This window comes from Brotonthovivens ammoniilytica (genome assembly GCF_025566885.1).
Taxonomy (GTDB): Bacteria; Bacillota; Clostridia; order Lachnospirales; family Lachnospiraceae; genus Brotonthovivens; species Brotonthovivens ammoniilytica.
Map to the genome: position 1 here is coordinate 1 of NZ_JAOQJQ010000004.1, position 25,157 is coordinate 25,157.

Annotated in this window: 23 protein-coding genes, 2 tRNA genes, 1 rRNA gene and 1 pseudogene; 4 read left to right on the forward strand and 23 right to left on the reverse strand. The window is 41.1% G+C overall.

Annotated elements, in window-relative coordinates; genetic code table 11:
* The 11 genes from OCV88_RS09890 to OCV88_RS09940 form a co-directional block, all read right to left on the reverse strand.
* Positions 1 to 95, reverse strand: a 16S ribosomal RNA gene (locus OCV88_RS09890); the annotation flags it as partial.
* A 541-nt stretch (positions 96 to 636) separates the two neighbouring features.
* Positions 637 to 726 (reverse strand) — tRNA-Ser (locus tag OCV88_RS09895).
* 31 nt (positions 727 to 757) lie between these two features.
* A tRNA-Ser gene (locus OCV88_RS09900) sits at positions 758 to 843 on the reverse strand.
* Between the two features lie 85 nt (positions 844 to 928).
* Positions 929 to 1,636: a 2-C-methyl-D-erythritol 4-phosphate cytidylyltransferase gene (gene ispD / locus OCV88_RS09905; protein WP_158425358.1), complete on the reverse strand. Its 708-nt coding sequence runs from the start codon at positions 1,634 to 1,636 to the stop codon at positions 929 to 931.
* A 12-nt stretch (positions 1,637 to 1,648) separates the two neighbouring features.
* Positions 1,649 to 2,671 (reverse strand): tRNA (adenosine(37)-N6)-threonylcarbamoyltransferase complex transferase subunit TsaD, encoded by a 1,023-nt coding sequence (gene tsaD, locus OCV88_RS09910; protein WP_158425359.1) that lies wholly within the window; start codon positions 2,669 to 2,671, stop codon positions 1,649 to 1,651.
* A gap of 11 nt (positions 2,672 to 2,682) precedes the next feature.
* On the reverse strand, positions 2,683 to 3,591 hold the full coding sequence (locus OCV88_RS09915; protein ID WP_158425360.1) for a ribonuclease Z: 909 nt from the start codon (positions 3,589 to 3,591) through the stop codon (positions 2,683 to 2,685).
* 9 nt (positions 3,592 to 3,600) lie between these two features.
* Complete coding sequence (locus OCV88_RS09920; RefSeq protein WP_158425361.1) at positions 3,601 to 3,822, reverse strand: hypothetical protein; 222 nt, start codon at positions 3,820 to 3,822, stop codon at positions 3,601 to 3,603.
* A 50-nt stretch (positions 3,823 to 3,872) separates the two neighbouring features.
* The gene (gene rimI, locus OCV88_RS09925) at positions 3,873 to 4,349 is read right to left on the reverse strand and encodes a ribosomal protein S18-alanine N-acetyltransferase (protein ID WP_262591150.1); all 477 of its coding nucleotides are present in this window, start codon (positions 4,347 to 4,349) and stop codon (positions 3,873 to 3,875) included.
* Positions 4,330 to 5,040: a tRNA (adenosine(37)-N6)-threonylcarbamoyltransferase complex dimerization subunit type 1 TsaB gene (gene tsaB, locus OCV88_RS09930; RefSeq protein ID WP_158425363.1), complete on the reverse strand. Its 711-nt coding sequence runs from the start codon at positions 5,038 to 5,040 to the stop codon at positions 4,330 to 4,332. Before tsaB ends, rimI begins: the two co-directional genes overlap by 20 nt.
* The gene (gene tsaE / locus OCV88_RS09935; RefSeq protein ID WP_158425364.1) at positions 5,037 to 5,471 is read right to left on the reverse strand and encodes a tRNA (adenosine(37)-N6)-threonylcarbamoyltransferase complex ATPase subunit type 1 TsaE; all 435 of its coding nucleotides are present in this window, start codon (positions 5,469 to 5,471) and stop codon (positions 5,037 to 5,039) included. The genes tsaB and tsaE overlap by 4 nt, the downstream gene beginning before the upstream one ends.
* A gap of 19 nt (positions 5,472 to 5,490) precedes the next feature.
* Positions 5,491 to 7,638: a Tex family protein gene (locus OCV88_RS09940; protein ID WP_158425626.1), complete on the reverse strand. Its 2,148-nt coding sequence runs from the start codon at positions 7,636 to 7,638 to the stop codon at positions 5,491 to 5,493.
* A 169-nt stretch (positions 7,639 to 7,807) separates the two neighbouring features.
* Here OCV88_RS09940 and OCV88_RS09945 point away from each other — a divergent pair, with 169 nt between their 5' ends.
* Complete coding sequence (locus OCV88_RS09945) at positions 7,808 to 8,158, forward strand: hypothetical protein (protein WP_158425365.1); 351 nt, start codon at positions 7,808 to 7,810, stop codon at positions 8,156 to 8,158.
* A gap of 10 nt (positions 8,159 to 8,168) precedes the next feature.
* Here OCV88_RS09945 and OCV88_RS09950 read toward each other — a convergent pair whose 3' ends face one another.
* Entirely contained in the window at positions 8,169 to 8,630 is a 462-nt protein-coding gene (locus OCV88_RS09950; RefSeq protein ID WP_262591152.1) for a DUF2752 domain-containing protein, read from the reverse strand.
* 56 nt (positions 8,631 to 8,686) lie between these two features.
* Between OCV88_RS09950 and OCV88_RS09955 the strand changes: the two genes are divergently transcribed.
* A complete protein-coding gene (locus tag OCV88_RS09955; RefSeq protein WP_158425366.1) occupies positions 8,687 to 9,415 on the forward strand; it encodes a DUF975 family protein in 729 nt (242 codons plus the stop codon).
* A 151-nt stretch (positions 9,416 to 9,566) separates the two neighbouring features.
* Here OCV88_RS09955 and OCV88_RS09960 read toward each other — a convergent pair whose 3' ends face one another.
* From OCV88_RS09960 to OCV88_RS09980, 5 genes are all read right to left on the reverse strand, one after another.
* Positions 9,567 to 10,778 (reverse strand): cofactor-independent phosphoglycerate mutase, encoded by a 1,212-nt coding sequence (locus OCV88_RS09960; protein ID WP_158425367.1) that lies wholly within the window; start codon positions 10,776 to 10,778, stop codon positions 9,567 to 9,569.
* A gap of 27 nt (positions 10,779 to 10,805) precedes the next feature.
* On the reverse strand, positions 10,806 to 12,008 hold the full coding sequence (locus OCV88_RS09965) for a homoserine dehydrogenase (RefSeq protein WP_158425368.1): 1,203 nt from the start codon (positions 12,006 to 12,008) through the stop codon (positions 10,806 to 10,808).
* A 6-nt stretch (positions 12,009 to 12,014) separates the two neighbouring features.
* Complete coding sequence (locus tag OCV88_RS09970) at positions 12,015 to 12,458, reverse strand: ACT domain-containing protein (protein WP_158425369.1); 444 nt, start codon at positions 12,456 to 12,458, stop codon at positions 12,015 to 12,017.
* A 117-nt stretch (positions 12,459 to 12,575) separates the two neighbouring features.
* Positions 12,576 to 13,707 (reverse strand): peptide chain release factor 2 gene (gene prfB, locus OCV88_RS09975; protein WP_158425370.1). Its coding sequence is split into 2 segments (ribosomal slippage): positions 12,576 to 13,631 and positions 13,633 to 13,707, totalling 1,131 coding nucleotides; the frame shifts between segments, so codons are not numbered across the junction.
* Positions 13,708 to 13,874: 167 nt separating this feature from the next.
* Positions 13,875 to 15,182, reverse strand: coding sequence for a glycosyltransferase (locus OCV88_RS09980; RefSeq protein ID WP_158425371.1), 1,308 nt, complete (start codon positions 15,180 to 15,182; stop codon positions 13,875 to 13,877).
* Between the two features lie 194 nt (positions 15,183 to 15,376).
* Between OCV88_RS09980 and OCV88_RS09985 the strand changes: the two genes are divergently transcribed.
* Positions 15,377 to 16,126 carry a DNA alkylation repair protein gene (locus OCV88_RS09985; protein WP_158425372.1) on the forward strand — a complete coding sequence of 250 codons (750 nt, stop codon included), beginning with the start codon at positions 15,377 to 15,379 and terminating at the stop codon, positions 16,124 to 16,126.
* A 132-nt stretch (positions 16,127 to 16,258) separates the two neighbouring features.
* On the opposite strand, the gene glmM is transcribed toward OCV88_RS09985, so the two are convergent.
* From glmM to OCV88_RS16085, 3 genes and pseudogenes are all read right to left on the reverse strand, one after another.
* Entirely contained in the window at positions 16,259 to 17,629 is a 1,371-nt protein-coding gene (gene glmM, locus OCV88_RS09990; RefSeq protein ID WP_158425373.1) for a phosphoglucosamine mutase, read from the reverse strand.
* 144 nt (positions 17,630 to 17,773) lie between these two features.
* Positions 17,774 to 18,565: a nitrilase-related carbon-nitrogen hydrolase gene (locus OCV88_RS09995; RefSeq protein ID WP_158425374.1), complete on the reverse strand. Its 792-nt coding sequence runs from the start codon at positions 18,563 to 18,565 to the stop codon at positions 17,774 to 17,776.
* Positions 18,566 to 18,790: 225 nt separating this feature from the next.
* Positions 18,791 to 18,925, reverse strand: a pseudogene (locus tag OCV88_RS16085) (nucleotidyltransferase); the annotation flags it as partial.
* Between the two features lie 95 nt (positions 18,926 to 19,020).
* On the opposite strand from OCV88_RS16085, the gene OCV88_RS10005 reads away from it, so the two are divergent.
* Positions 19,021 to 20,631 (forward strand): GH25 family lysozyme, encoded by a 1,611-nt coding sequence (locus OCV88_RS10005; RefSeq protein WP_158425375.1) that lies wholly within the window; start codon positions 19,021 to 19,023, stop codon positions 20,629 to 20,631.
* A 344-nt stretch (positions 20,632 to 20,975) separates the two neighbouring features.
* Here the strand turns inward: OCV88_RS10005 and OCV88_RS10010 are convergent, their stop codons facing one another.
* From OCV88_RS10010 to OCV88_RS10020, 3 genes are all read right to left on the reverse strand, one after another.
* A complete protein-coding gene (locus OCV88_RS10010; protein ID WP_158425376.1) occupies positions 20,976 to 23,144 on the reverse strand; it encodes a L,D-transpeptidase family protein in 2,169 nt (722 codons plus the stop codon).
* A 44-nt stretch (positions 23,145 to 23,188) separates the two neighbouring features.
* The gene (locus tag OCV88_RS10015; protein WP_330671944.1) at positions 23,189 to 24,088 is read right to left on the reverse strand and encodes a nucleotidyltransferase family protein; all 900 of its coding nucleotides are present in this window, start codon (positions 24,086 to 24,088) and stop codon (positions 23,189 to 23,191) included.
* A gap of 141 nt (positions 24,089 to 24,229) precedes the next feature.
* Positions 24,230 to 25,157, reverse strand: a 928-nt coding sequence (locus tag OCV88_RS10020) for an acyltransferase (RefSeq protein WP_262591158.1), incomplete at its 5' end; no start/stop codon positions are given.

A 25,157-nucleotide genomic window follows, 5' to 3' on the forward strand; every position in this document is an offset into this window, starting at 1 on the left:
TTCCGAAGAAAATCGGCAAAAGTGCTTCGTTCGACTTGCATGTGTTAAGCACGCCGCCAGCGTTCATCCTGAGCCAGGATCAAACTCTCAAATGAAGTGTTTTAAATTCTGCCTGCACAGATTATTTTCAGGAAAGGGTTCGGAAAGCGAGCTTTCCAGAACTGCTTTATTGAAAATAAGATGTATTGGCATAATGACGTTTCGCGAGGAAACTTCTGTTTCCGAGCTGTCAGTATGCACAGGCATAATTTCAATCGTTTGTATCCCGTTTCAGAACTAGCTTGGCTAATTCTTTTAAAACGTTTTACTGTTTTAGGTTGCATATTTTTATGCTTTGTTCTTGAATGATCTGCCGCTTGTGCGCCTTACTCGATTCCGCTTTCGCTTCATCTCGTTCGAGGCAAGCCTCATATACATCCGCGCACCAGTCTGCTGCCAAAAGTAAACTTTTGCAACATCCTTCTGCCCGGCTGTGCACTCGCACTTTGCTGGCAAAATCTCTTTGAATCTTTCAAGGATATTTCACTGTTCAGTTATCAAGGTTCTTTGTTCTGCTGTTGTTCAGCAACTTTTATATCTTATCATTCACAAAGTGCTTTGTCAACAACTTTTTTCTTCTTTTTTTGACAGAAGAAGCGGAGAAGGAGGGATTTGAACCCTCGCGCCGCTGTTAACGACCTGCACCCTTTCCAGGGGTGTCCCTTCGGCCAGCTTGGGTACTTCTCCGAATTTGACTTTTCTATTAAATTTAAGTCAGCGGAGAGAGTGGGATTCGAACCCACGCGCCCTTTCGGACAAACGGTTTTCAAGACCGCCTCGTTATGACCACTTCGATATCTCTCCATATTGCGCTGTCGCAGTTGAACCACAGTGCAAAAAGTATTATACATTTATTGCCATATCCTGTCAATAACCATTTTTGGATTTTTTAACATTTTTTATACATGGTATTTTTATCCAAAAACACACTTGCTATTTGAAGGTCTTCCGGTGTTGTAATTTTTATGTTTTCATAAGATGCCTGAAATAACTTTACAGGTATTTTAAGCATTGTCTCCACAACCATAGCGTCGTCTGTTACAGCATCATTTTCGGCTTCTGAAAACAGTTTTTCATAAGCCGCCTTCACAAGTTTTCCTGAAAACACCTGTGGAGTCTGCACCTGCCAGACCAGACTTCTTTCTGGTGTGTTGACTGCAAAGTCTCTGGAATCCACAATTTTTATTGTATCTTTCACAGGCATTCCTGCTGCACAGGCACCATATTTTTCCACCTGTTCCTTTGCATCTTTCAGGATTCTGGCCGTCACAAAAGGACGCGCGCCATCATGGATATATATATAATCTGTATCTCCTGCCGCCAGTATCCCCTGATAGACAGAGTGATACCGCTGGGAGCCTCCTGCTACAATTTCAGTTACCTTACGGAATCCAAATTTTTCCACAATCTCTTTCCGGCAAAAAGAAATATCCTCTTTAGAAGTTACCAGAATAATATTATCTATGAAACTTTCTTCAAAAACCTTCAGTGAATAATAAATAATCGGTTTCCCTTCCAGTTCCAGATACTGTTTTGGTATCTCTGACTGCATGCGCTTTCCTTTTCCTGCCGCCAGTATAATTGCCGTATGATGCATTATCGTTCTCCTTTACCGCTGGCCCAGTTTTAAATTTGGAACAGCATTCAAATCCAGGCCATGCCGTGTTCCCGCCAGATATTCATAATATGCAGCCGTACCGATCATAGCAGCATTATCCGTACATAAAACAGGGGACGGATGATAAAATGCAACGCCCCTTTTCTCACAGGCTGCACGCATTCCTTCCCTTAATGTCCCATTAGAAGCCACCCCGCCTGCAATAGCAAACTTTTTGATTCCCGTCTCTTCCACTGCTTTCATAGCATGTTCAATAAGAACATCTATTACTGCTTTCTGGAAAGAGGCCGCAATATCCGCCTGCACAATGGGAATCTCCTTCATTTTGCAGTTGTTAATGTAATTTAAGACAGATGACTTTACACCACTGAAGCTGAAATCATAAATGCTGTCGCTGATCTTTGCTTTTGGAAATGAAATTGCCTCAGCATTTCCCTCTCTGGCAGCTTTTTCGATCTTCGGGCCTCCGGGATATCCAAGTCCAATTGCTCTGGCAACCTTGTCAAAGGCCTCTCCTGCCGCATCATCTCTGGTCCTGCCCAGAATTTCATACACTCCATAATCAGCGGCTTTTACAAGGTGTGTATGCCCTCCGGACACCACAAGACATAAAAAGGGCGGCTCTAAATCTTTATTTTCTATATAGTTTGCGCTGATATGCCCTTCAATATGATGTACGCCTACCAGAGGAAGTTTTCTGGCATAGCTGATGGCTTTCGCTTCCGCCACCCCTACAAGCAGCGCCCCTACAAGCCCCGGCCCATAGGTTACCCCTACAGCCGTAATGTCATCTAGTGTAACCTTTGCTGTATCCAGTGCCTCCTGAATCACCTGATTAATTTTTTCTATATGCTTTCTTGATGCAATCTCCGGCACTACCCCTCCATACAATGTATGAAGTGCAATCTGAGAAGATATAATATTGGATAAAACTTCCCTGCCGTTTTTCACAACAGCTGCGGCAGTCTCATCACAGGAGCTTTCAATTGCAAGAATCAATACATCCTTTTCCATCTTATCTCTCCTTAATCCTCAAAATCCAGTTCCACGGTTTTTCCATCTTTTCCCGGTTCGGCCCGTTTGAAAATTTTGTGGACCGCTCCCATATAATTCTCCTCATGAACCAGAGAAGGACTAAAATGGGTCAGCCATAGTTCTTTCACATCCGCTTCTGCAGCAATTTTTGCCGCTTCATAAAAAGTCATATGTTTATACTGACGGGCCTTGGCCTCTTTTTCTTTTTCTGCGTACATTCCCTCGCAGATAAACAAATCAGACCCCTTTGCATTTTGCGCAATGGCAGGCGTTGGTCTTGTATCGGTGCAGTAGGTTACTTTAATTCCTTTTCTCTGAGGCCCTAACACCATGTCAGGGGTTAAGGTACGGCCGTCGGCTTCAATAATTTCACCCTTCTGCAGACGGCTCCAGTATTTCTGTTCAATATTCTGTTCCCGGGCACGCTCTACCTCAAATCTTCCCGCCCGCTCTATTTCAATGGAATATCCATAACAGAGCACATTGTGATTCACACGAAACGCATGAATCCGATAACCTTTCACTTCAAGTATCTCTTCTTTTTGTGTCAGCTCCCGAAACTGAATTTCAAAGGGAAGCTCCGGCGCAATCACCCGCAAAGCCGTAACTACCCGTTCCAATCCCTTTGGTCCGATCATCAGCAGCGGCTCTGTACGTTCCGCATTTCCCATGGTCAAAAGCAGTCCCGGAAGACCGCTGATATGATCTGCGTGATAGTGAGTAAAACAAATCACATCAATAGGATGAAAACTCCATCCGCGCTCTTTCACTGCCACCTGTGTTCCCTCTCCGCAGTCAATAAGAAGATTACTCCCGTTAAACCTGGTCATCAGCGCAGTCAGTTTTCGATATGGAAGCGGCATCATGCCGCCGGTTCCAAGTAAACATACATCTAACATAAAACTCTCCTATATCTCCGTACGCTCCCAGCTGTCCGGAGCATACTTAAATGTCTTCATCCATTTTATCAGACACTGCTCACAGATATCTGCCTCCTGGCTGAGTCCGTCATTCTCCGAAAAATAACCCCAGTCCTTTTTCAAATGGATAAATTCTTCCGTATATATTTCATTTCTTTTGCAAATCTCTTTTCCGCAGCAGTTACAGTATACTTTCGTGTCTTTTCGCATAGCCATGTCCTCCCGTTTTCACAACCACTAATGGTGGTTCTTACTTCCTATTATAGAGAATCAGCGTTTTCCCCAACAGTGGAAATCCCTGGCTGGCAAATCATAACAACTGCATCTTCCCGGGGACACCGATAGAAATTTTTCCGGATGCCCTGGGGCCGGAAACCATGCTTTTGATAAAGGTTCTGAGCAGGCAGATTGGACTGTCTCACTTCCAGAAAAATCTGTGTAATTCCAGCGGCCCACGCCTGTCTTAAGACTTCTTCAATCAGGCACGAAGCAATTCCCTGCCGCCGATATACTCCCTTTACCGCAACATTTGTAATCTCGCCTTCGTCTGCCGCCGCATACAGCCCGCAGTATCCTGCAACCTCTCCGTCCAATACGGCCGTCAGGAAAATATTCTGCACCTGGAGTAATGCATCCAAAAAACCCTGGGCAGTCCAAGGTACGGAAAACGCCTCTTCTTCTATTTTTACCACAGCTTCTGTTTCTTCCAGCAGCATATTATGAATCTGCACGTTCATGTTCTTTTCGTTCTCTTTCTGCCTGTGAAAGCCGCAGATAATCAGGCTTATGTTCTGCCGCCGTTTCAATCTTTCCTTCTGAAGCATATTTTAAGGCCAGCGCCGCTACTGCCGCCGCTCTCTGCTTATTCAGATGTGCGGGAGCAAATGTAAAGGAAACACTGCAGTGTTCCCTGATATATGTTTCAAACACAGGAACGCCATCTCCCAGAAATACAACCGGACGTCCTGTCTGATTAATAGTCTCAATAATTTCATCAATCCCCACGGCACATTGCTCTGCAACTGTCTTCATACCCTGGTCATCAAATTCATATAATCCCGTATACGTCTGATTTCTTCTGGCATCCATCAGCGGACATACCAGCCCGCTGCACCCGTACAGATTATAAGCCAGTCCTTCTACAGTAGGAATATGTATCAAGGGGCAGTCCAACGCCAGCCCCAGCCCTTTCGCTGTAGCCGATCCGATTCTGAGTCCGGTAAAAGACCCTGGTCCCGCTGCAACCGCAATGGCATCAATGGATGTCAGCTCCAGCTCAATCATGCCGGCAATTTCATCCAGCATGGGAAGCAGTGTCTGGGAATGTGTTTTTTTATAATTCACAGTATATTCCGCCAGCATATTATCATCTTCCACAACTGCTACGCTGGCTGCCAGCCCGGAGCTGTCCAGTGCAAGTATTCTCATGACTTATTTACCTCCCGGATTGTAATTTTTCTGTAATCGAATCCCTTTTCCAGATCCTTTTCAATGGTAACCTCACGATACGATGGCGGCAGAATTTCTTCGATAAGATTCGCCCATTCGATCATTGTAAATCCTTTTCCGTAAAAGTAATCTTCATAGCCGATTTCTTCCATCTCTTCTAAGTCACCAATCCGATAGACATCAAAATGATAAAACGGCATCCGGCCTTCCTCATATACCTGAACAATGGTAAATGTGGGACTGCAGATGGGTTCCCTGATATCGAGGCCCTCTGCAATCCCCTGGGTGAAAACTGTTTTCCCCACGCCAAGATCTCCAATCAGCGTGTACACCTGCCCGGGCTGAACCTCTCTTCCTATTTTCTTTCCCAGTTCCAATGTTTCTTTTGGAGAATAACTTTCTATTATCATGTTAATTTCTTCCTAACACTTATTTTGGTATTTTCATAGTCAGTGCAATTCGTTTTTTATTTACATCTACACTTAAAACCTGAACTTCAACAATATCGCCAACAGAAACAGCTTCCAAAGGATGTTTTATAAATCTGTCCGATATCTGCGAAATATGAACCAGGCCATCCTGATGAACGCCGATATCCACAAAAGCTCCAAAGTCAATGACATTGCGGACAGTTCCTTTTAAAATCATTCCCGGCGTCAGATCTTTCATTTCCATAACATCAGTCCGAAGAATCGGCTTTGGCATATCCTCACGGGGATCTCTGGCAGGCTTCTCCAGTTCTTTCATAATATCTTCCAGTGTCAGTGTACCTACATTAAGCTCACCGGCCATTTTCTCAAGACTGGACACCTTCCCTGATATTCCTTTCAGATTTCCTGCAGCCAGATCATCCACTGTATACCCGCACAGTTTAAGAAGTTTCTGGGCCGGCCCATAGCTTTCCGGATGAACGCTGGTTGCATCCAGAGGCTGTTCTCCTCCTAAAATCCGCATAAACCCGGCACACTGCTCATAAGCCTTTGGGCCTAATTTAGGCACTTTTAACAGCTGTCTGCGGTTGGTGAAACGTCCGTTTTCCTCTCTGTATAAAACAATATTTTTAGCAATTGGTTTTGAAATTCCTGAAATATATTCCAATAATGGCGCAGAGGCGGTATTTAAGTCAACACCGACTTTATTTACACAGTCTTCTACCACACCTTCTAGTACCTCTCCCAGCTTTTTCTGGTTCATATCATGCTGATACTGGCCCACCCCAATAGACTTTGGATCAATTTTAACCAGCTCCGCCAGGGGGTCCTGAAGCCTTCGGGCAATAGATGCCGCACTCCGCTGACCCACATCAAAGTTCGGAAACTCTTCTGTGGCCAGCTTACTTGCCGAATATACCGAAGCTCCTGCTTCATTTACAATCACATACTGTACAGGAACCGGAATCTCCTTTAACAGTTCTACAATCACCTGCTCTGATTCTCTTGAGGCAGTTCCATTCCCTACTGAAATTAATGTAATATGATATTTGGAAATCAGTTTTTTTAAGACTGCTTTCGCTTCCGCCACTTTATTCTGGGGAGCTGTGGGGAATATAACAACCGTATCCAGAACCTTTCCGGTGGGGTCAACCACCGCCAGCTTACAGCCTGTCCGGAAAGCCGGATCCCAGCCCAGCACCGTCTGTCCCGCAATGGGCGGCTGCATTAAAAGCTGCTCTAAATTCTTTCCAAACACTCTTATGGCTCCGTCCTGAGCCTGTTCTGTAAGTTCATTTCGGATTTCTCTCTCAATGGCCGGTCCAATAAGACGCTTATAGCTGTCCTCAATAACTTCCCTTAAAACAGGAGCGGTATTTTTATTCTCATTCCGGATAATCTTTTTTTCCAAATACCGCAGAATATCCTCTTTGGGAGCTTCTATTTTTACTGTAAGTATTTTTTCCTTTTCCCCGCGGTTTAATGCCAGCACACGATGCCCCGCCAGTTTTGACGCCGGTTCAGAAAAATTATAATACATTTCATAAACAGATTCGGCAGTTTCATCCTTAGCCTCCGAAACCACCAGGCCTTTCTGCATGGTCATGCGGCGGATGTCTTTTCTGTACTGGGCATCATCCGAAATCATTTCAGCTGCAATGTCCATGGCTCCTGCCAGAGCATCCTGCACAGTGGCCACTTCTTTCTCAGGATCCACAAATTTTTCTGCTTCTTCTTCCATAGACCTTGCAGTTTTCTGCAGCCACAAAATATTAGCCAGTGCTTCTAACCCCTTTTCTTTTGCGATAGTCGCTCTGGTTCTCCGTTTCGGACGATAAGGCCGGTACAAATCATCTACCGCCACCAGGGTATCCGCCTGACAAATTTTAGCTTTTAATTCTTCATTGAGCTTTCCCTGCTCCTGAATGCTCTCCAGCACCTGCTGCTTTTTTTCCTCCAGATTCCGCAGATACAAAAGCCGTTCATACAGATTTCTTAAAACCTCGTCATTTAAAGCCCCTGTGGCTTCCTTTCGATATCTGGAGATAAAGGGAATCGTATTTCCTTCATCAATTAATTTTACTGCGGCCTCTGCCTGATTCGTTCTGATTCCAAGCTCTAAAGCCAGTGTGCGGACAATATCCATGATTTTTACCATTCCTTTTTCTTAATCTTCTGCCATTATACTCAATGTTTATTTCCACGTAAAGTAGACAGCGGCAATCTTCCTGATAATCCGGCATGGAAATAACCTGTCCGGTTGTTTTTTCATTTCTTCCATGTTAAAATAAATCTGTTTTTTAAGGAGGTTTTCAATGAACAGAAATCAAACCGGAAACATGAATACATTTTCACTGCTTTCCTTAATTTTCGGTATATTAGGTCTTGTTACCATGTGCTGTATATATTCTGCTGTCGTTTTCGGAGCTCTTGCCATACTGTTTGGTTTTCTCTCAAAAGGAGGCGCCAAACGTGCATGTACCCAAGGGTATGTGGGGATTGCTCTCGGGGCCGCCGCGATCATTGCTGCTGTACTGCTTACAGCATTCAGCTTTGTATCCATGATCCGGGAATACGGAAGTATTGATAATGCCATAAATTCTACCTATACTATGCTGGAAGAAACGCTGAATATGGAAATCCCCGATTATGATTCTATAAAATAGAATCTGCTTCCTATGTTAAAAACGGGTCCATTCCTGTCAGCAGATAAAAAATATTTTTACTTACAAAATGAACTGCAAGGATTCCTATGGCAATCCACAGATAACAGTTTTTCCATTTTAAGCCTATGGGAATCCTGCCATGGCTGAACCGCTCAATGGTCTGGCTGATCATAAACCAGAGATACATAACTGCCGTATAAGCCAGCATGGGATAGTTTACTGCACAGACGAAAAACCTTCCGTGTACCAGAGCAATCACTGACCTGGTGCCGCCGCATCCCGGGCAGAAAAACCCGGTGAGAGAATAAAGCACACATGGGCGCATCACATTTAAAATATTAAAATCCGGAAAAACTGTATATTTTAATACAATTAAAACGGCAATTGCCGCCAGCGCGCAGAGACCAGCTGTATATAACCCCGTCTCCGGCACAGATTGTTTTTTTATTTGTCTGCCTGCTGTCTGCTGCATATTGCCACCTCACTTTAAACTTCTTTTATTTTATCAGATTGGAGCGTTATATCAATATGAAAAAATCATATGCAGACATAAAAGCTGCTGCCAGGGAGCATTTACTGGGCAGCTATGGAACAGTGATCGGCTCTTCCATTCTTCTTTTTGCGGCAGTCCTGCTGATTACAATCCCATTTACCAGAATGCTGTATACAAATCCCTCTGCCTTCCAGAATGTCATTTATATTCTGGCTCTGCTGCTGATCTTAAGTTTGTCTAAGTTATTTCAATGTGGGATTTTATACATGCATCTAAAACTCCACAGGCATCAGAGCATTACATTTCAGGATTTCTTCACCGGACTGAAAAAACGGCCTAACCGTATCATTTCCGCTGGCTTAACTCTGGCTTTGATCTCACTTGTCTGCCAGATACCCGCCAGTATTCTGAGTTCTATGATGCTTATCCATACACTGAACAATCAGCAGATTCTGCTTCATATACTTATAATTTTCATTGTCATCACCGCTATTGGCGTAATTCTTAACATCTATCTGAATCTAAGATTTTCACTTGTTTTATTTTTACTGATAGACTATGAAGATCTAGAATGCCGTCAGGCCTTTGCCGCCAGCAGCCAGTATATGAAAAGGCAGAAAGTCCGTCTGTTTTTTCTGATGCTTTCTTTTATCGGATACTGGTTTTTAGGTATTCTATCACTGGGAATTGGATTTTTATGGATCATACCATATATCCGGCAGACTATGGCTGAATTTTATGAAGAAGTCAAAGCAGAAGTATAAAAAAAGGCAGGAGACCTTAAAGTATTTCCCGATATCAGTTTTTCCGCTGACATCAAGGATATTTTAAAGTCCTCTGCCTTTATCTTTTACAGAATCTTTCTGTATGAAATCCTTCTCTTTCCTTCCTTTAACAGATTCTGTTTATGCTGTGTTATATCTGCTGATCTGCAAACAGATAATCAATCAGCTCATGTCCATGAGCTATCAATTTCCCGCTCTTTTCTGCATCCGCCTCATTATATTTCCAGTGGTGCTGTTCCTTATTAACGCTGTCATACAGCAGATATGGTACATTTTCAGAGGAATGAGTGCGAATACAGATAGGCGTGGGATGATCCGGCAGGATCAGCATCCTGTATGCTTCTCCAAAAGCATCAAGCCCTTCCTTTATAATTCGGATTAAACGTTCATCCAGATATTCAATAGCTTTTACTTTTCGCTCAACACTGCCTTGATGACCCATTTCATCCGGCGCCTCCACATGAACATATACAAAATCATATCCGTCCTTTGTCAAAACATCTACCGCGGCCTGAGCTTTTCCTTCATAATTTGTATCCAGTCCTCCGTTAGCCCCTTCCACATGGATAACCTTCATAGAGGAACCTACCGCAATTCCTTTCAGCAGATCTACCGCCGAAATCATCGCTCCTTTTTTCGAAGTCTTCTCTTCAAAGGAAGACAGTGCCGGTTTTGTCCCGGCTCCCCAGAACCAGCAGGAATTAGCAGGATTTAATCCCTGTTTTTTCCGCTCAATATTAATCGGATGATTCACCAGAATATCATAGCTTTTCTTCATCATCTCCCGAAGCATCTTATCTTCCGGCAGATGCTGTCCGATGGTCTGTCCCAGCACATCATGGGGCTGAACCAGATCAACCACCTCTCCCTTTTCCCAAATCAGCAGATGACGATAGCTGGTCCCGGTATAAAATTTGTACCCCTCCGTCTCCAGCTCCTCACGGACTGCATTCAACAAAACCGCGGCATCTTCTGTACTGATTTCTCCGGAACTGTGGTCGATAATCTTTCGTGCTTCATAACACGACTCTTCTTCAGATAAGGTTACCAGATTACAGCGAAGGGCAATGTCAGTATCCTTCATATCCACACCGATACTCAGCGCTTCAAGAGGTGATCTTCCGGAATAATACTTTCTGGGATCATATCCTAATACAGACAAATTGGCTGTATCACTGCCCGGTTTCATTCCATCGGGAATTGTATGTACCATTCCAATTTCTCCCTCTGCTGCCAGCTGATCCATCATTGGCGTCCTGGCATATTCAAGAGGCGTTTTGTTTCCCAGCTCTTCAATGGGGCGGTCTGCCATACCGTCACCTAAAACCACTACATATTTCATTCCTTTTACCCTCGGTTTCAACACTTTTTAATCTACACGAATCATATTGATCATACCGCTGACCTTTGCTGCAGCCTCTTCATATACTTTTCCACTCATAGGCTCTGTTACAAATGCAGTTTCACCGGCAATTTCAGGCACTTCAACATAAGACACCGTTCCAAATGCAGCTTCTATGGCATCTTTATCCGCCGCCGCGCGCACAAAGAATTTGTATGCCACATCTTTATAATCTTTCAGTGTCAGCTTTTTCTCATCCCAGAAAATCACAATATTTTTATCAATATGTTTCACAATATCAACGATATCTGCCACTACAGCACTGGCTGTTGGAAGCTTTCCGGCTCCGCTGCCGTAAAACATTGCGTCTCCAAGAACATTTCCATGTACAAAAACCGCATTAAATACATCATGCACATTGTAAAGTGGATGTGCATCATCCAGAAGAAACGGGGCCACAATGGCGCTGTATCCCCCATCAACCATACGGCTGGATGCCAGCAGCTTAATATTTTTTCCCATTGCTTTGGCATATTTAATATCTGCTGCAGAAATTTTGGTAATTCCTTCACAGTGAATATCTTCAAAGTCCACCTGGCTTCCTGCAACCAAAGAGGTTAAAATTGCAATCTTTCTGCAGGCGTCATGTCCTTCCACATCCGCTGTAGGATCTGCCTCAGCATATCCTTTCTGCTGTGCATCTTTTAAAACATCGGCAAATTCAGAGCCTTCTTCAGACATTTTGGTCATCATATAGTTGGTTGTACCATTTAAAATACCTGTGATCTCTTCCACCACATCTGCCGTGAGGCAGGAAATCAGCGGACGGATAATTGGAATACCGCCTCCCACACTGGCTTCAAACAGGAAATTAATCTGACGCTCTCTGGCAATCTGCAGAAGCTTTGGACCATGCTTGGCCACCAGCGCTTTATTGGAAGTAGCCACATGCTTCCCGGCCAGAAGCGCGCGCTTTACAAATGTATATGCCGGCTCAACGCCTCCCATTGCCTCTACCACAACTGAAATTTCAGGATCATTTACAATAATTTCATAGTCATGCACAATTTTATTTTCATTTTTATCCCCTGGAAAATCCCGCAAATCCAAAATATATTTAACTGCTATTTCCTCTCCGGCTTTCTTTGCAATACTGTCATGATTGATGTCCAGAACCTCTGCAACACCAGAACCGATTGTTCCATAACCTAATAACGCTATTTTAATCATCTGTTCCTACTCCCTTGCTAAAATTTTTAAATATTGGATTCCCTGCTGACGTTCAATGGCCTCTACCATCTGCTCTATATTCCCTGTTTCCGGCAGAACATCCACGCTGAGTGTTAAAGATGCAATCCCATTGACCGGAATACTCTGATGGATTGTCAGAATATTGGCCTGAAACTCTGCAACAATCTGCAGAACTAAAGAAAGCAGTCCGGGCTCATCCTCCAGCTGAATAACCATAGTAATTGTTTTTCCCTTTGCATTATCATGAAAAGGAAAAATATCTTCTTTATATTTATAAAAAGAACTTCTGCTGATCCCCACCAAATCCGTGGCATCCTGTACAGAAGTCACTCTTCCAGATTCCAGCAGCCGCTTCGCTTCAACGACTTTTAAAAGCACTTCCGGAACCGCTTTTTGTTTTAATACGAAATATCTTGTTTTGTCTTTCATTTTGCGCCTCCAGTGTTTGCAGCAGAGATACATTTGTTCTTGTACCAAAGATAGATTACCACATTCTTTTCCGTGTTGCAACTATTTCCTGTAATCTCTGCTGCCTGGAGTTCTTTTTTAATTTTGGGTTTCATCCTGATTCTGCGATAACGTACGCCATTTCAGATATGCATTGATAAACAGATCAATCTCTCCATCCATAACCGCATCCACATTTCCGGTTTCCGCATTGGTTCGATGATCTTTTACCATAGTATACGGCTGCATAACATAGGAACGTATCTGATTTCCCCAGCCGATTTCTGACACTTCACCCCGGATGCCTGCTGCCTTCTCAGCGTTTTCCTGCTGCTTTAACAGATAAAGCTTTGCCCGAAGCATCTGCATGGCTTTATCCTTGTTCATATGCTGGGAACGCTCATTCTGGCACTGTACTACAATCCCAGTGGGCATGTGGGTAATCCTGATAGCAGAAGAAGTTTTATTGATATGCTGTCCTCCGGCGCCGCTGGAACGGTAAGTATCAATCCTGATATCATCATCATTGATTTCCACATCCACGTCCTCTTCAATATCCGGCATAACATCACAGGACGCAAAAGAAGTCTGGCGCTTGCCTGCCGCATTAAAGGGTGAAATCCGCACCAGACGGTGCACACCTTTTTCCGACTTCAGATAACCGTATGCATTATCACCATTCACCTGAAAAGTAACTGATTTAATGCCTGCTTCATCGCCATCCAGGTAATCCAGTACCTCCACGGCAAATCCTTTCGAAGCCGCCCATCGTGTATACATCCGGTACAGCATTCCTGCCCAGTCACAGGACTCTGTTCCGCCGGCCCCTGCATGAAGGGTCACAATGGCATTATCCTGATCATACTCACCTGACAGCAGGGTTTTCATCCTGATCTCTTCAAATGTGTGTTCAAATTCATCCATCATTTCCTGTATTTCCGGAATCAGCGACGGATCATTTTCTTCATAACCCATTTCAATCATCGTTTCGATGTCTTCAAACTGGGCCGTCAGATGCGAATAGGTTTCCACATCATCCTTCTTACTCTTTAGCTCTTTCATCAGCTCCTGGGACCTCTCCGGGCTGTCCCAAAAATCCGGAGCCTCCATTTCCCGCTCTAATTCTGCAATCCTGCGCTCTTTATTAGCCAGGTCAAAGTGAATCCCTTACTTCCTGCAGCGGGTCTTTGAATGTGTTTAATGTTGTCTTGAACTGGTCCAATTCAACCACAAAATCACCTGCTTTCTATGATTCAAGTCTCGCTCTTGCGAAACTTGGTGCGCGGTTCGGGTCAGCTTTGCTGACAACATTCTATTCCGAATCTCTGCACCTCCTCGCGGAGCGTCCTATGGGTCCATTATAAATAGTTTCCATCTGATATGCAAATGTTTTCCAGATCAGTTTTTTCTTCTCCGTTTTAACCAGCGTTTCAGTCTGTACAAAGGATAGTACTGCATCTCTGATTTTAATTTTTTAAATTCCTCCCCGCATCTGGTTTTCTCATCACAGGCCACCTGGAGTTTCTGTTTTAATTCTTTAATTTCAAGGCCTCTCTGTGCTTTTTCATCATACGTTTTCTGCAGCTTTTGTTTTAACTCTTTAATCTCTACTCCACGCTGGGCTTTCTCATCATACGTTTTCTGCAGCTTCTGTTTTAACTCTTTAATCTCTACTCCACGCTGGGCTTTCTCATCATATGTTTTCTGCAGCAGCTTCTGTTTTTCATTAAGCTGGTATTTCACCATTCCCGGGTCCTCAACCAGAATCCCAAATGGGATTCGTTCCGTCAGCTCTAACTTCTCACTCTTCATCTGCTCCTCTTTTGAAAGCCTTGCATAAATATCTCTGGCTCTGGTCAGCGTCTGCTTCAGAAAAAGTCCCACAGCCAGCCTTTGTTCTTCTGTAAATCTTAAATAATTTTCCCTTTGACTCCACAAATCACAATACGTCATAAAATATCCGTATACATTCACAAATCTTTCCGGCGTTGTCATAATAGAATTGCTGCGGTAACGCCTGATAAAATAAAGATTATCCACATACCCCGCCCGCCGGGCAAGAATCATAACCAATACCGAGTATGGATTGTCCTCATGGATAATCCCCTCATGAAACCAGATATTATTTCTTACCAGATGCTCTCTTTTTACAAACTGCAGTGCAACAGAAGCCCTGAACTCATTTCCGGTTATCATTTTTTCAAACATTTCACTTCCGGAACACACCTCGGGATAATCGTTCTTCCTGATATAATAGCTGCGTTTCTGTTCCGAAATCAATGCCTCCACATTTTCTTCCACAAGCGTTCTGCCATTAAAGCAAAGCAGATCCAGATCTTTTGTTTCTGCCTGCTGATAAAGCTCCCAAAGGGCCTCTGCTTCAAGCATATCATCTCCGTCCATAAAATAAATATACTGGCCGCAGGCCTCTTTTAAGCCTCTGTTTCTAGTATAAGATACTCCCCGGTTTTCATGATAAAAACCACGAAACCGCACATCACTCTGCACAAACGAGTCTATAATCTGCTGGGACTGATCTGTAGAACCATCATTAACGCAAATAATTTCAATCTCTTTTAAGGTTTGATCTCTAAGACTGCCAAGGCAGTTTTCCAGGTAATTCCCAACATTATAAATTGGTATAATTACAGATACCAGGCATTCATTTTTTCTTTCTGGTCTATTGTCTGTTCTATTGTTGCTCATAAATTACTCCTTTTAACAGCTGCTCATCCGTATCATATGTTTTTCATGATCGGCCCGCAGCTGATACCAATTTGTTACTCACCGCCTGCAGCGGCGGAAGTCATCCCACATCTGATATATTTCCCAATTACCGATTCTAATTACATACTAATTGTAAACTTGTCATTTTATATTCTTTTTGTTATATTACTTTCATGAACAGTATAACAAATTTCAAAAAAAATTCTACCCAAAATAATTCCCCTCTGCCTGCAGAAGAACAGGCAGATATGCTGCGCAGGGAGCTGGAACGGCTCAGCGAAACAGATTTCCAGAAGTTTTCTTCCGGACTAGTGCCCGGAGAAGTAAAAATGCTTGGCGTCCGCCTCCCAAAACTCCGGGAAATTGCCAAACAGCTTGCGAAAGGCGACTGGGAAACCTATCTTGCCTGCGCCAGAGATGATTCCATGGAAGAGATCATGCTGCAGGGAATGGTTTTAGGATATGTCAGGACTCCCTTTTTTAGGAAACGCCCCCTTCTTGAACAATTTATCCCCAAAATCCGCAATTGGTCTCTTTGCGACAGTGTGTGCGCTTCCCTGAAATTTCCCCCTTCCGAAAAAGAGGAAGTATGGCAGTTTTTAAAAAAATATTTATCCAGCGAAAAGGAATACGATATTCGTTTCGGCGTTGTTATGATTCTGGATCATTTTATTGAAGAAAATTATCTGCAGGAAATATTTCAGATCTTTAACAAGATCAAACATGATGGATATTATGTCAAAATGGCAGTAGCCTGGGCTGTTTCTGTATGTTTCCGCAGATTTAAACCAGAAACAATAAATTATCTTACCAGCTGTCAGCTGGACAACTGGACCTACAATAAATCTCTTCAAAAGATTATTGAATCCAGATACTCTTCTCCTGAAGAAAAAGAACTTATGCGCAGCATGAAACGGACTTAGAAACAGTCATAAAATTTCCCTTTTGTGTGAAATTTATTTCAAAATGATAATACGGCAGCAGACACCCCTTACCGGGATACCTGCTGCCGTTTGTTTACCAGATGCCTGCCAGGCTGCAGACAAAGCTCTGCCTTATGCCTCATGTCCATTGGCTCTGATTACTTCAAGAACTCGATTTACATATTTTTCGCAAAGACTTTCTGTCTCCGCTTCTACCATCACTCGAATCACCGGTTCTGTACCGCTTTCACGAACCAGAATTCTTCCGGTATCTCCCAGAAGCTCTGAAACTTCCCGAACCGCCGCCTGCACTTCTCTGTCATTTTGAGCTTCGGGTTTACTATGCACCCGTATATTCTTCAATACCTGAGGGTAAATATTTACCGGTTCCGCCAGTTTGCTTAAGGGCATTTTCTTGGCCAGCATAACTTCCATTAATTTCAGGGAAGTTAAAATACCATCCCCGGTTGTAGCATATTTGCTGAAAATAATATGGCCGGACTGCTCCCCTCCGATCCGGTGTCCATTAGCAACCATATTTTCATAGACATATTTATCTCCCACAGCGGTTTTCTCATAATCAATCCCGGCCTCGTCAAATGCTTTATAAAGCCCGAAATTTGACATAACGGTAGTAACCACTGTATTATTCAGCAATTTACCTCTCTCTTTCAGATATTTCCCGTAAATATAAAGAATCAGATCACCGTCAATCACATTTCCCTTCTCATCCACAGCAATACACCGGTCTGCATCTCCGTCATAAGCAAAACCTACATCTAAATTATTCTCCTTTACGAATTTCTGCAGAACCTCAATGTGAGTAGAACCCGCATTGTTATTAATATTTGTTCCATCCGGCTGATTATTGATGACATAGGTTTTAGCCCCCAGCGCATCAAACACATTTTTCGCAATCTGCCAGGAACTCCCGTTGGCACAGTCCAGCCCCACCCGCACATTTTTAAAAGAATAAACAGCCAGCGAAATTAAATAACCCACATAACGGTTTCTGCCTGCCGCATAATCCACCGTACATCCGACATTTTCCCTGACAGCATAGGGGATTTCTTCCATCTTTTCCCCAAACAATTCCAGTTTCCCATCCATATAATCTTCGATATAGGAAATGGTCTTTTCATCCATTTTCTCACCATTTCCATTAATCAGCTTGATTCCATTATCATAATACGGATTGTGGCTTGCAGAAATCATAATGCCGCAGTCAAAACCATCGGTCCGTACTACATAGGACACAGAGGGCGTTGTGGTAACATGCAGCAGATAGGCATCCGCACCGGAAGCCGTAAGCCCCGCCACTAAAGAATATTCAAACATGTAACTAGAGCGTCTCGTATCTTTTCCGATTACTACAGAACACTTCCCGCCCTTTAACATACCGTAATACCATCCAAGAAAACGTCCCACTTTAAAAGCATGTTCTACTGTGAGATTTTTATTGGCTTCTCCCCGGAAACCATCCGTACCAAAATATCTTCCCATTTTTAATCTCTCCTACTCGTAATTTATATTCCTGTTTTCGGTCCTGTATTCCTTTTATTTATTATCTTCAATATTATTTTTCAAGTCTCGCTCTTGCGAAACGTTTACAGTATACTATATCCTCTAAGTTCCTGCAAATGCTTCTTATTTGTCTTTCTGTTTTATATCATAATAGCCGGCATAAAGCTGTGGTCTTCTGTCCTGCTTTACCGGAAACGCCTGCTGCCACTTTTCTGCTTTATCCCGAAGATCACAAAATAGAAGCTCCTCTCCTCTGGCAAATCCGCATCCGGGCTGCCCGTCCGGCAAAAACAGACAGCTGTCTCCACTGTACGCCAGTCCGCCAATGTCCCCCTGACAGTTAATCCCGGCTACATAACATTGATTTTCTATGGCCCGGGCCTGCAGCAGACATTTCCAGTGCATACTTCTGGCTGCCGGCCAGTTAGCCGGAACAAGAATCAGATCTGCTGACTTTGACAGCTCCTGATACAATTCCGGAAACCTAAGATCATAACAGATTGTAAGACCCATAACAAACCCGTCCAGTGCTAAAAGACAGGTATCGCTCCCTTTTTGAAACCATCGGTCCTCACCGGAATAACTAAAGGGATGAAGCTTCACATAATCCCCTAGAACCTTGTTTCCATCCACCACCGTGTAATGATTTTCCGCCTTTTTTCCGGCAGCCTTTGCCCATCCAAAAGCAATAGCAATCCGGTACTCTCCGGATATTGACAGCATCTTTCTAACAGTCTCCATTTCCGATTCCGCAGTTTTTACTGTATTCATAGAAAAACCGGTAAAAGACATCTCCGGGAAACAGATCAGGCGCGCGCCTTCTTCTGCCGCTGCTTTACACCAGTCCCTGCCCCGTTTTATATTTTCCGCTTTATTTTCCCAGACAATAGATGTCTGACACAATGCAATCTTCATATTGTAAAATTCCTCCTCCGGTAAAAAAGACTCCTGCCACGGTAGGATTCTCCGCCTGCGGCGGGTTGCGCAAGCAGCATGGTTCCACTCTGCCGCAGCGGGATCCACAGCGAAGCGTTTTTTTTGCTCTATAGGAATCGGTACTTTTCAGCTTTAGCACAACACAGTATTTCCTATAGAGCAAAAAAACGGGAGACGATCTCTCATCTCCCGTCAGTTACTATTTTATTGAAAGAGCGGTGTTTTGTAAACGCCATTTTCGATCAATTTCTGAAATGCATGAATAACAGTCTCCTTATCTTCCTGATAAGTAACCCCAAACCACCGGTCCGGCGTCTCAAGGACTTTAACAGAAAGCTTACCTTTTTACCTTGATAATAGATCTTTATTATGTTAATTTTTTAATAGTTATTTACAAAATATAATCATCTAAAATATGAAAGGGAAAACAGATAATGAAAAAAAAGAAATTAATTTTAAAAGTTCTTTGTATTTGTATTAGCTTTACTACCATAATAATCCCTGCAAATTCTTTTGCAGCCTCTCAAAACCTACTTACCAACAATTCTATAACGAAAGATAATATTACAGATGACGATCCAGGACGCGAACGTCTCCAAGGAGACATTCCCCAAGAATTTGGGAATCAAATTTCCCCATACCAAAACCGCTCTGTAAAATATATCCATGATGATCGTTTTAAGAATCATACTATTAAAGAAGGCATAGATGTTTCAAAATATCAAGGTGAAATCAATTGGAATGAAGTTAAAAACTCTGGTATTGATTTTGCTTTTATAAGAATCGCCTATAGAGGTTCCTCTCAGGGAGTTTTATCAATAGATCCATATGCGGAGAGAAATCTGAAAGGAGCTTCAGAAGCCGGTATTCCTATCGGAGTATATATCTTTTCTCAAGCAATTACACCTAAGGAAGCCCAAGAAGAAGCACGCTTCTTATTAGAAAACACAAAAAATTTTAACATAAGTCTTCCTTATGTTATGGATTTTGAATATGTCGGATCTTCTAGCGGCAGACTCTATGATGCAAATCTATCGCGTCAAGAGGCAACTAACATCTGCAGAACTTTTTGTGACACTATTAATGATGCCGGTTTTACACCGATGATTTATGCAAATTTGTCAATGTTGGAAAACAATTTATACGCTTCCCAAATAAGTAAAGATTATCCTATTTGGTTAGCACGCTACAATTCTTATGCCGGTTATGATGGAGACTATGAATTTTGGCAGTATTCCTCAACAGGAACTGTCAACGGTATTTCTGGAAATGTAGACAAAAACTTTTGGTATACAGAAAAAGCAGAACTTATAAAAATAAATAACGAATATTATTACTATCAAAATGGAAAGTTTCAAGAAGATTATAACGGACTTCTTCAATATAATGAAAATTTATATTTAATTAAACAAGGAAAGTGGGCAGCTACCTATGAAGGTCTCTACTCAACCTCCGATGGAAATTTAAATTATATAAAAAACGGAATTATGCAGACCACTTATAATGGTCTAGTCAAACATAAGAATGGCATCTGGTATTACATCAAAAATGGTGAAGCTCAACTCAGCTATACCGGACTTGCAAAACACAGCACTGGTACCTGGTATTATGTCGAAAATGGTAAAGCCCAACTCAGCTATACCGGGCTCGCAAAACACAGCACCGGTACTTGGTACTATGTCGAAAATGGTAAAGCCCAACTCAGCTATACCGGGCTCGCAAAACACAGCACCGGTACTTGGTACTATGTCGAAAATGGTAAAGCCCAACTCAGCTATACCGGACTTGCAAAACACAGCACCGGTACTTGGTACTATGTCGAAAATGGTAAAGCCCAACTCAGCTATACCGGACTTGCAAAACACAGCACTGGTACTTGGTATTATATCAAAAATGGTAAAGCGCAGCTCGGTTATACCGGACTTGCAAAACACAGTACCGGTACTTGGTACTATATCAAAAATGGAAAGTGGGACAAAGAATATACCGGCAAAGTAAAATATGGCTCAAAATATTATTTTATAAAAAATGGCTTGAAACTATAGCCATATAATCCGTTCAAGAATATAACACTTGAAACTCTCCTAATTTATTTTAATGATCATCTGATTTTCAAATGCAGCGATTCCTCTTTCAATTATATTAGCTGGAAACTATCTTAGTGTTCCAAAGCAGTACCCCCGTGATATTTTTTACGTAGAGTGTAAAACACAATTTTTACACTCTACGTAACATTATACCAGCTTCAGAGATACCAGAAAGTTAACGGGTTATTTATACTATCTTGTACAATTTATATATCATTTTCCCATACTAAAAGATCCTTCCATGAATCTTAGTTTCTCATGGAAGGACCATCTATTTACTATTTATTAATATTACCCATTATTCAATGACATCCTTTTTGTTTACATTTATATTTCATATTTGGATCAGTAGGATCCCATGTATGCCAAGAAGATAACTTATAAGAACTAGGTTTCTTTAACGGTTCATACCCTGTTTTCCCATAAATAACCACTGTTGTTCTTAGCTTACAATTATCATAAATCCATTTTGCATCAGCCGCCGTCACTCTGACACACCCGTGGGATGCAGGTGACCCTAATTTATTATATGCACTTACAGAAAGTGCATTATTATTATTCCGGGAGTTATAGAACACAGAATGGAATAGTATTCCTCCGTGGATTCTTGTACACCACTGCCCCCAACTTGGCCCCATTAATTCATGCCAGCGGTATTTTGCCTGAGTTAAAAAAGTCCCATTTGGAGTGTAACTAGAAACTGCGCCAGTAGAACAAACCATTGCTTTATATGGTACATAATAACTTCCATCTTTATAATATGCTGTAATCATTGACTTTGCTTTATTTATGTACAAATAATAGCTATCCTTTTTGCCTACAATATTCTCTAAATTCTGTATAAGTTTTCCGTTCCCGTCATAATACAATTTCAAATACTTACCATACATCCCAGAATTTTTATCAGTCACCCGCATTGTTTTTGTAGTTACATTAACACGAGTCTTCTTACCAGAAGTGTCATAGCGTCCCAAATATGTACTTTTTCCTGTTTTTCGGTACCCTCGCACAGTATAAGAATATTCTGTATTTGCCCTTACATTTTTATCAATATAAGAGGTTGTAGAATATCCGCCAACAGAACCCAATCGTGTCCAGTTCTTAGCATTTCCAGCTTTCTTATAAATAACATATCCCTGTGCTCCTGCTGCTTTTCCCCAGTTAATCTTGATCCCCAAACCATTTGGAGAGACAGAAACACTTGGTGCAGACATTTCAGTTTTAACTTTTAGGCCAACCCCATCTACAATTCCATCTTGTATCTTATTACCCTGGCTCCAATATGCCTTTACAGTATAATAATAACTAGAACCAACAGAAGCCTGATTATCAGTATAGGAAGATGTATTACCAGAGTTTATATTTTTTATATACTTCCAACCACCAGTCCCGCCTTTTCTGTATACTTTGTAACCACTCACTCCCTTTACAGTCTGCCAACTTACTTTATTAGAATTGTAAGACACCGGCGATGTTTTAAGTACTTTAACTTTCTGCGGTTTTACCAAAACAGAATAACCAGATGACAATGAATTGGTACCTGTCTCTGAAATGGCACGTACTTTTAATTGAACATTCCATCCCCATGCAATATTATTTATTTTACAATTGTATGAAGTCCCTTTCACATCTTCAAGTGTTTTCCATTGCAGATTTCCAACCTTTACATATACTCTATATTTTTCCGCACCTTCAACAGAATTCCAATTTAATTTTATATTGCTACTCGAAGTAACTGCAGCTGATAAAATTCTAGGTTGTTCAATTCCAATTTGTATGCCAATCCCGTCTTTATCATATGGTGATTGATAATCTTTACCACTATTTGCATTTCTTGCTCGAACAGTATAACAATATCTTTTTCCCTGTTTTACAGTATCATCCACATACTCTAATTCGTTCGTATATGTTTTTGTCAGACGTCTCCAGGTTTTTTCACCGGTTTCTTTACGATAAACAACATACCCTTCTGCGTAATCCACAGGTTTCCAGCTTATGTGAATTTTATTTCCAGACACAATTTTTATTTGAGACAATTTAGGCGTTTCCAATTGTATTTTTATACTAACACTTTCCGATAATTCGCTTTCTACTAAATCATCTTCCACTGAAATGGCACTAACTTTATATTTATATATTTTATCTGACAAAGGTACATTATTTATTTCATAGGATGTACGTGTAGTTATTCCAATTTCTTTTAAGGAACCATCCGACATTTCCTGATATACTTTATATGAGCCTGCACCTTCAACTGCATCCCATTTTATTTGAACAGTCCGAAATATATTTTTAACAGATATATTACTCACAGCATCCAAAGTAAAGTCTTTGCTTCCAGATTCCGAAATATTTCCACGAGATTCCAGATTATTTCTTTCAACATTATCTGCTGCCACTACCGTCATACATCCAGTTCCAAGCAATGAGCAAACTGCAAATATAAATAGTTTTTCTTTTAATCTTCCCATCTATAAAACCTCTTTCATAATCATCCCGCATTATTTTTACTTATTTAATATAAAGGAGACTTATAAGTTTCATTCTCTACCAATCCCCTAAAAGCATTTATGACGGTTTGCTTGTCTTCCTGATAGGTTACTCCAAACCATTTATCTCTAGTTTCTAAAACTTTAACAGAAATTTCACCTTTACCCAATAAATCACCTATAACAGTCGGTAAAAGATATTCTGCTTTCAAATCATTTTCTCCAACAGAACCAAGGAAATCCTTAAACCCTTGTTCTAATATATCAATAAATTCCGGTGTCACTCCCCACATGTTCATAGATACATGGGTTCCACTTTGAATTACATTTCCATCCCCATCTTTAATAATGCCATTATCATCCCTTCTTATTCCACTGGTTTCATTGATCTTAATCAACATATCTTCTTGATCAACTTTACAAATGCCTCTGGTTACGGTCCCGTTTTCACTCAAAGTATTATCCAATATAAAACCTGACATACAATATTTTCTTTTGGAATTGCTATTTTTAATTAAATACTGATATACCTTCTTAAAGGCTTCCTTTCCGTAATAATCATCTGCATTTATTACCGCAAATGGTTCATGAACAATATCTTTGCAACATAAGACCGCCTGACCTGTTCCCCACGGTTTACTCCGGTCTACAGGTTTTTCAAATCCTTTAGGCAAATCATCGAGCTCCTGAAAAACATACTCTACTTTACAGATTTTCTCAATCCTCTTTCCTATAATATCACAGAAATCTTTTTTTAAATCCTTACGAATAATAAACACAATCTTATCAAATCCTGCTTCCAATGCGTCATATATTGAATAATCAATAATAATTTCTCCATTAGGTCCGACAGGAGTCAATTGTTTTATTCCTCCCCCAAATCTAGATCCAATGCCAGCTGCCATAATTACTAAAGTAACACCCATAATTATTCCTCCATGATTTATCGTTTCTATACTATTTTTTCAATTTTATCATAATTTAATTTCTCAGTCCATTTATATAATAAATAATCATTTGATTAATTTAAAATCAATTCCTTACAAATGGAATTTCATTAGAAAATCTTATGGCACTAACCATCTGATAATCGGAATTTTTTTTATAAAATATACAATTAATGCACATATTATATAAATAACGATTGCACCAAAGACTGAATATATAATACTGTATCCATCAACAAAATCCAATTTCAAAATATACCACATTATGATTTTTTGTATAAAGTAAATACCAAGACTAAGTGAAGATAATGTAGAAACAAATTTTGCTAACCGCCCATTACACTTTATCTGACAAAACTCACTGTGTTTTAAAAAGACAAAAATTCCAGCCGCAACACAAACAGCAAATATTGAAGTACTTGTCATAAAAGTTTTATCAAACTTACCGCTCTGTCTGGACAAATGCACGGTAACTAAAAACAGCGCCGCAATACTTATACCAGAAAAAATATATAATATCCTACGGCATATTATAGACATTTTTTCATACTTCAATAACCATCCTAATAAGAACAAACATATAGGAGCATATCCAAGTGGAAACCGTAACATTCCAAAATTAATTCCACTTATACTTTGTATAATAGGGAATATGGCTATATTACACATCCCTAATACAAATAGATACCACACAGTTTTTTTGTATTTCTCTTTAACAATAATAGACAAAACAGGTATACAAAAATAAGCCGGTATTAAAGTATAAAAAAACCAAAAAATGCTTAATATCTTATTATTCATAAACTTATTTATAAAATCATAAACTCCGACTATCTCTAGTTGTCCAGTATGTACTTTCCATAATGCATAAATAATTGACCAAACCACAAATGGTATCAATGTTCTTATTACCCTTTTTTTCAAAAATGTTTGGGTATTATATTTATTACGGTACTCTAATAAATTAGCACCTGATATCATAAAAAAACCGGTTACTGCCCATATACACACTGCCTGCAGTACAATCGACAAATACCACCCCCCCCCC

Bases quoted from the DNA above. Each gene is read 5' to 3' on its own strand.
- tsaB (WP_158425363.1), bottom strand. From the start codon at position 5,040: ATGAGAATACTTGCACTGGACAGCTCCGGGCTGGCAGCCAGCGTAGCA.
- OCV88_RS09995 (WP_158425374.1), bottom strand. From the start codon at position 18,565: ATGAAGATTGCATTGTGTCAGACATCTATTGTCTGGGAAAATAAAGCG.
- OCV88_RS09940 (WP_158425626.1), bottom strand. From the start codon at position 7,638: ATGGATATTGTCCGCACACTGGCTTTAGAGCTTGGAATCAGAACGAAT.
- OCV88_RS09950 (WP_262591152.1), bottom strand. From the start codon at position 8,630: ATGCAGCAGACAGCAGGCAGACAAATAAAAAAACAATCTGTGCCGGAG.
- OCV88_RS09985 (WP_158425372.1), top strand. From the start codon at position 15,377: ATGAACAGTATAACAAATTTCAAAAAAAATTCTACCCAAAATAATTCC.
- tsaD (WP_158425359.1), bottom strand. From the start codon at position 2,671: ATGGAAAAGGATGTATTGATTCTTGCAATTGAAAGCTCCTGTGATGAG.
- OCV88_RS09965 (WP_158425368.1), bottom strand. From the start codon at position 12,008: ATGATTAAAATAGCGTTATTAGGTTATGGAACAATCGGTTCTGGTGTT.
- OCV88_RS10010 (WP_158425376.1), bottom strand. From the start codon at position 23,144: ATGGGAAGATTAAAAGAAAAACTATTTATATTTGCAGTTTGCTCATTG.
- glmM (WP_158425373.1), bottom strand. From the start codon at position 17,629: ATGGGAAGATATTTTGGTACGGATGGTTTCCGGGGAGAAGCCAATAAA.
- OCV88_RS09955 (WP_158425366.1), top strand. From the start codon at position 8,687: ATGAAAAAATCATATGCAGACATAAAAGCTGCTGCCAGGGAGCATTTA.
- OCV88_RS09915 (WP_158425360.1), bottom strand. From the start codon at position 3,591: ATGTTAGATGTATGTTTACTTGGAACCGGCGGCATGATGCCGCTTCCA.
- rimI (WP_262591150.1), bottom strand. From the start codon at position 4,349: ATGAACGTGCAGATTCATAATATGCTGCTGGAAGAAACAGAAGCTGTG.
- tsaE (WP_158425364.1), bottom strand. From the start codon at position 5,471: ATGATAATAGAAAGTTATTCTCCAAAAGAAACATTGGAACTGGGAAAG.
- OCV88_RS09980 (WP_158425371.1), bottom strand. From the start codon at position 15,182: ATGAGCAACAATAGAACAGACAATAGACCAGAAAGAAAAAATGAATGC.
- OCV88_RS09970 (WP_158425369.1), bottom strand. From the start codon at position 12,458: ATGAAAGACAAAACAAGATATTTCGTATTAAAACAAAAAGCGGTTCCG.
- OCV88_RS10015 (WP_330671944.1), bottom strand. From the start codon at position 24,088: ATGGGTGTTACTTTAGTAATTATGGCAGCTGGCATTGGATCTAGATTT.
- OCV88_RS09945 (WP_158425365.1), top strand. From the start codon at position 7,808: ATGAACAGAAATCAAACCGGAAACATGAATACATTTTCACTGCTTTCC.
- ispD (WP_158425358.1), bottom strand. From the start codon at position 1,636: ATGCATCATACGGCAATTATACTGGCGGCAGGAAAAGGAAAGCGCATG.
- OCV88_RS10005 (WP_158425375.1), top strand. From the start codon at position 19,021: ATGAAAAAAAAGAAATTAATTTTAAAAGTTCTTTGTATTTGTATTAGC.
- OCV88_RS09920 (WP_158425361.1), bottom strand. From the start codon at position 3,822: ATGCGAAAAGACACGAAAGTATACTGTAACTGCTGCGGAAAAGAGATT.
- OCV88_RS09960 (WP_158425367.1), bottom strand. From the start codon at position 10,778: ATGAAATATGTAGTGGTTTTAGGTGACGGTATGGCAGACCGCCCCATT.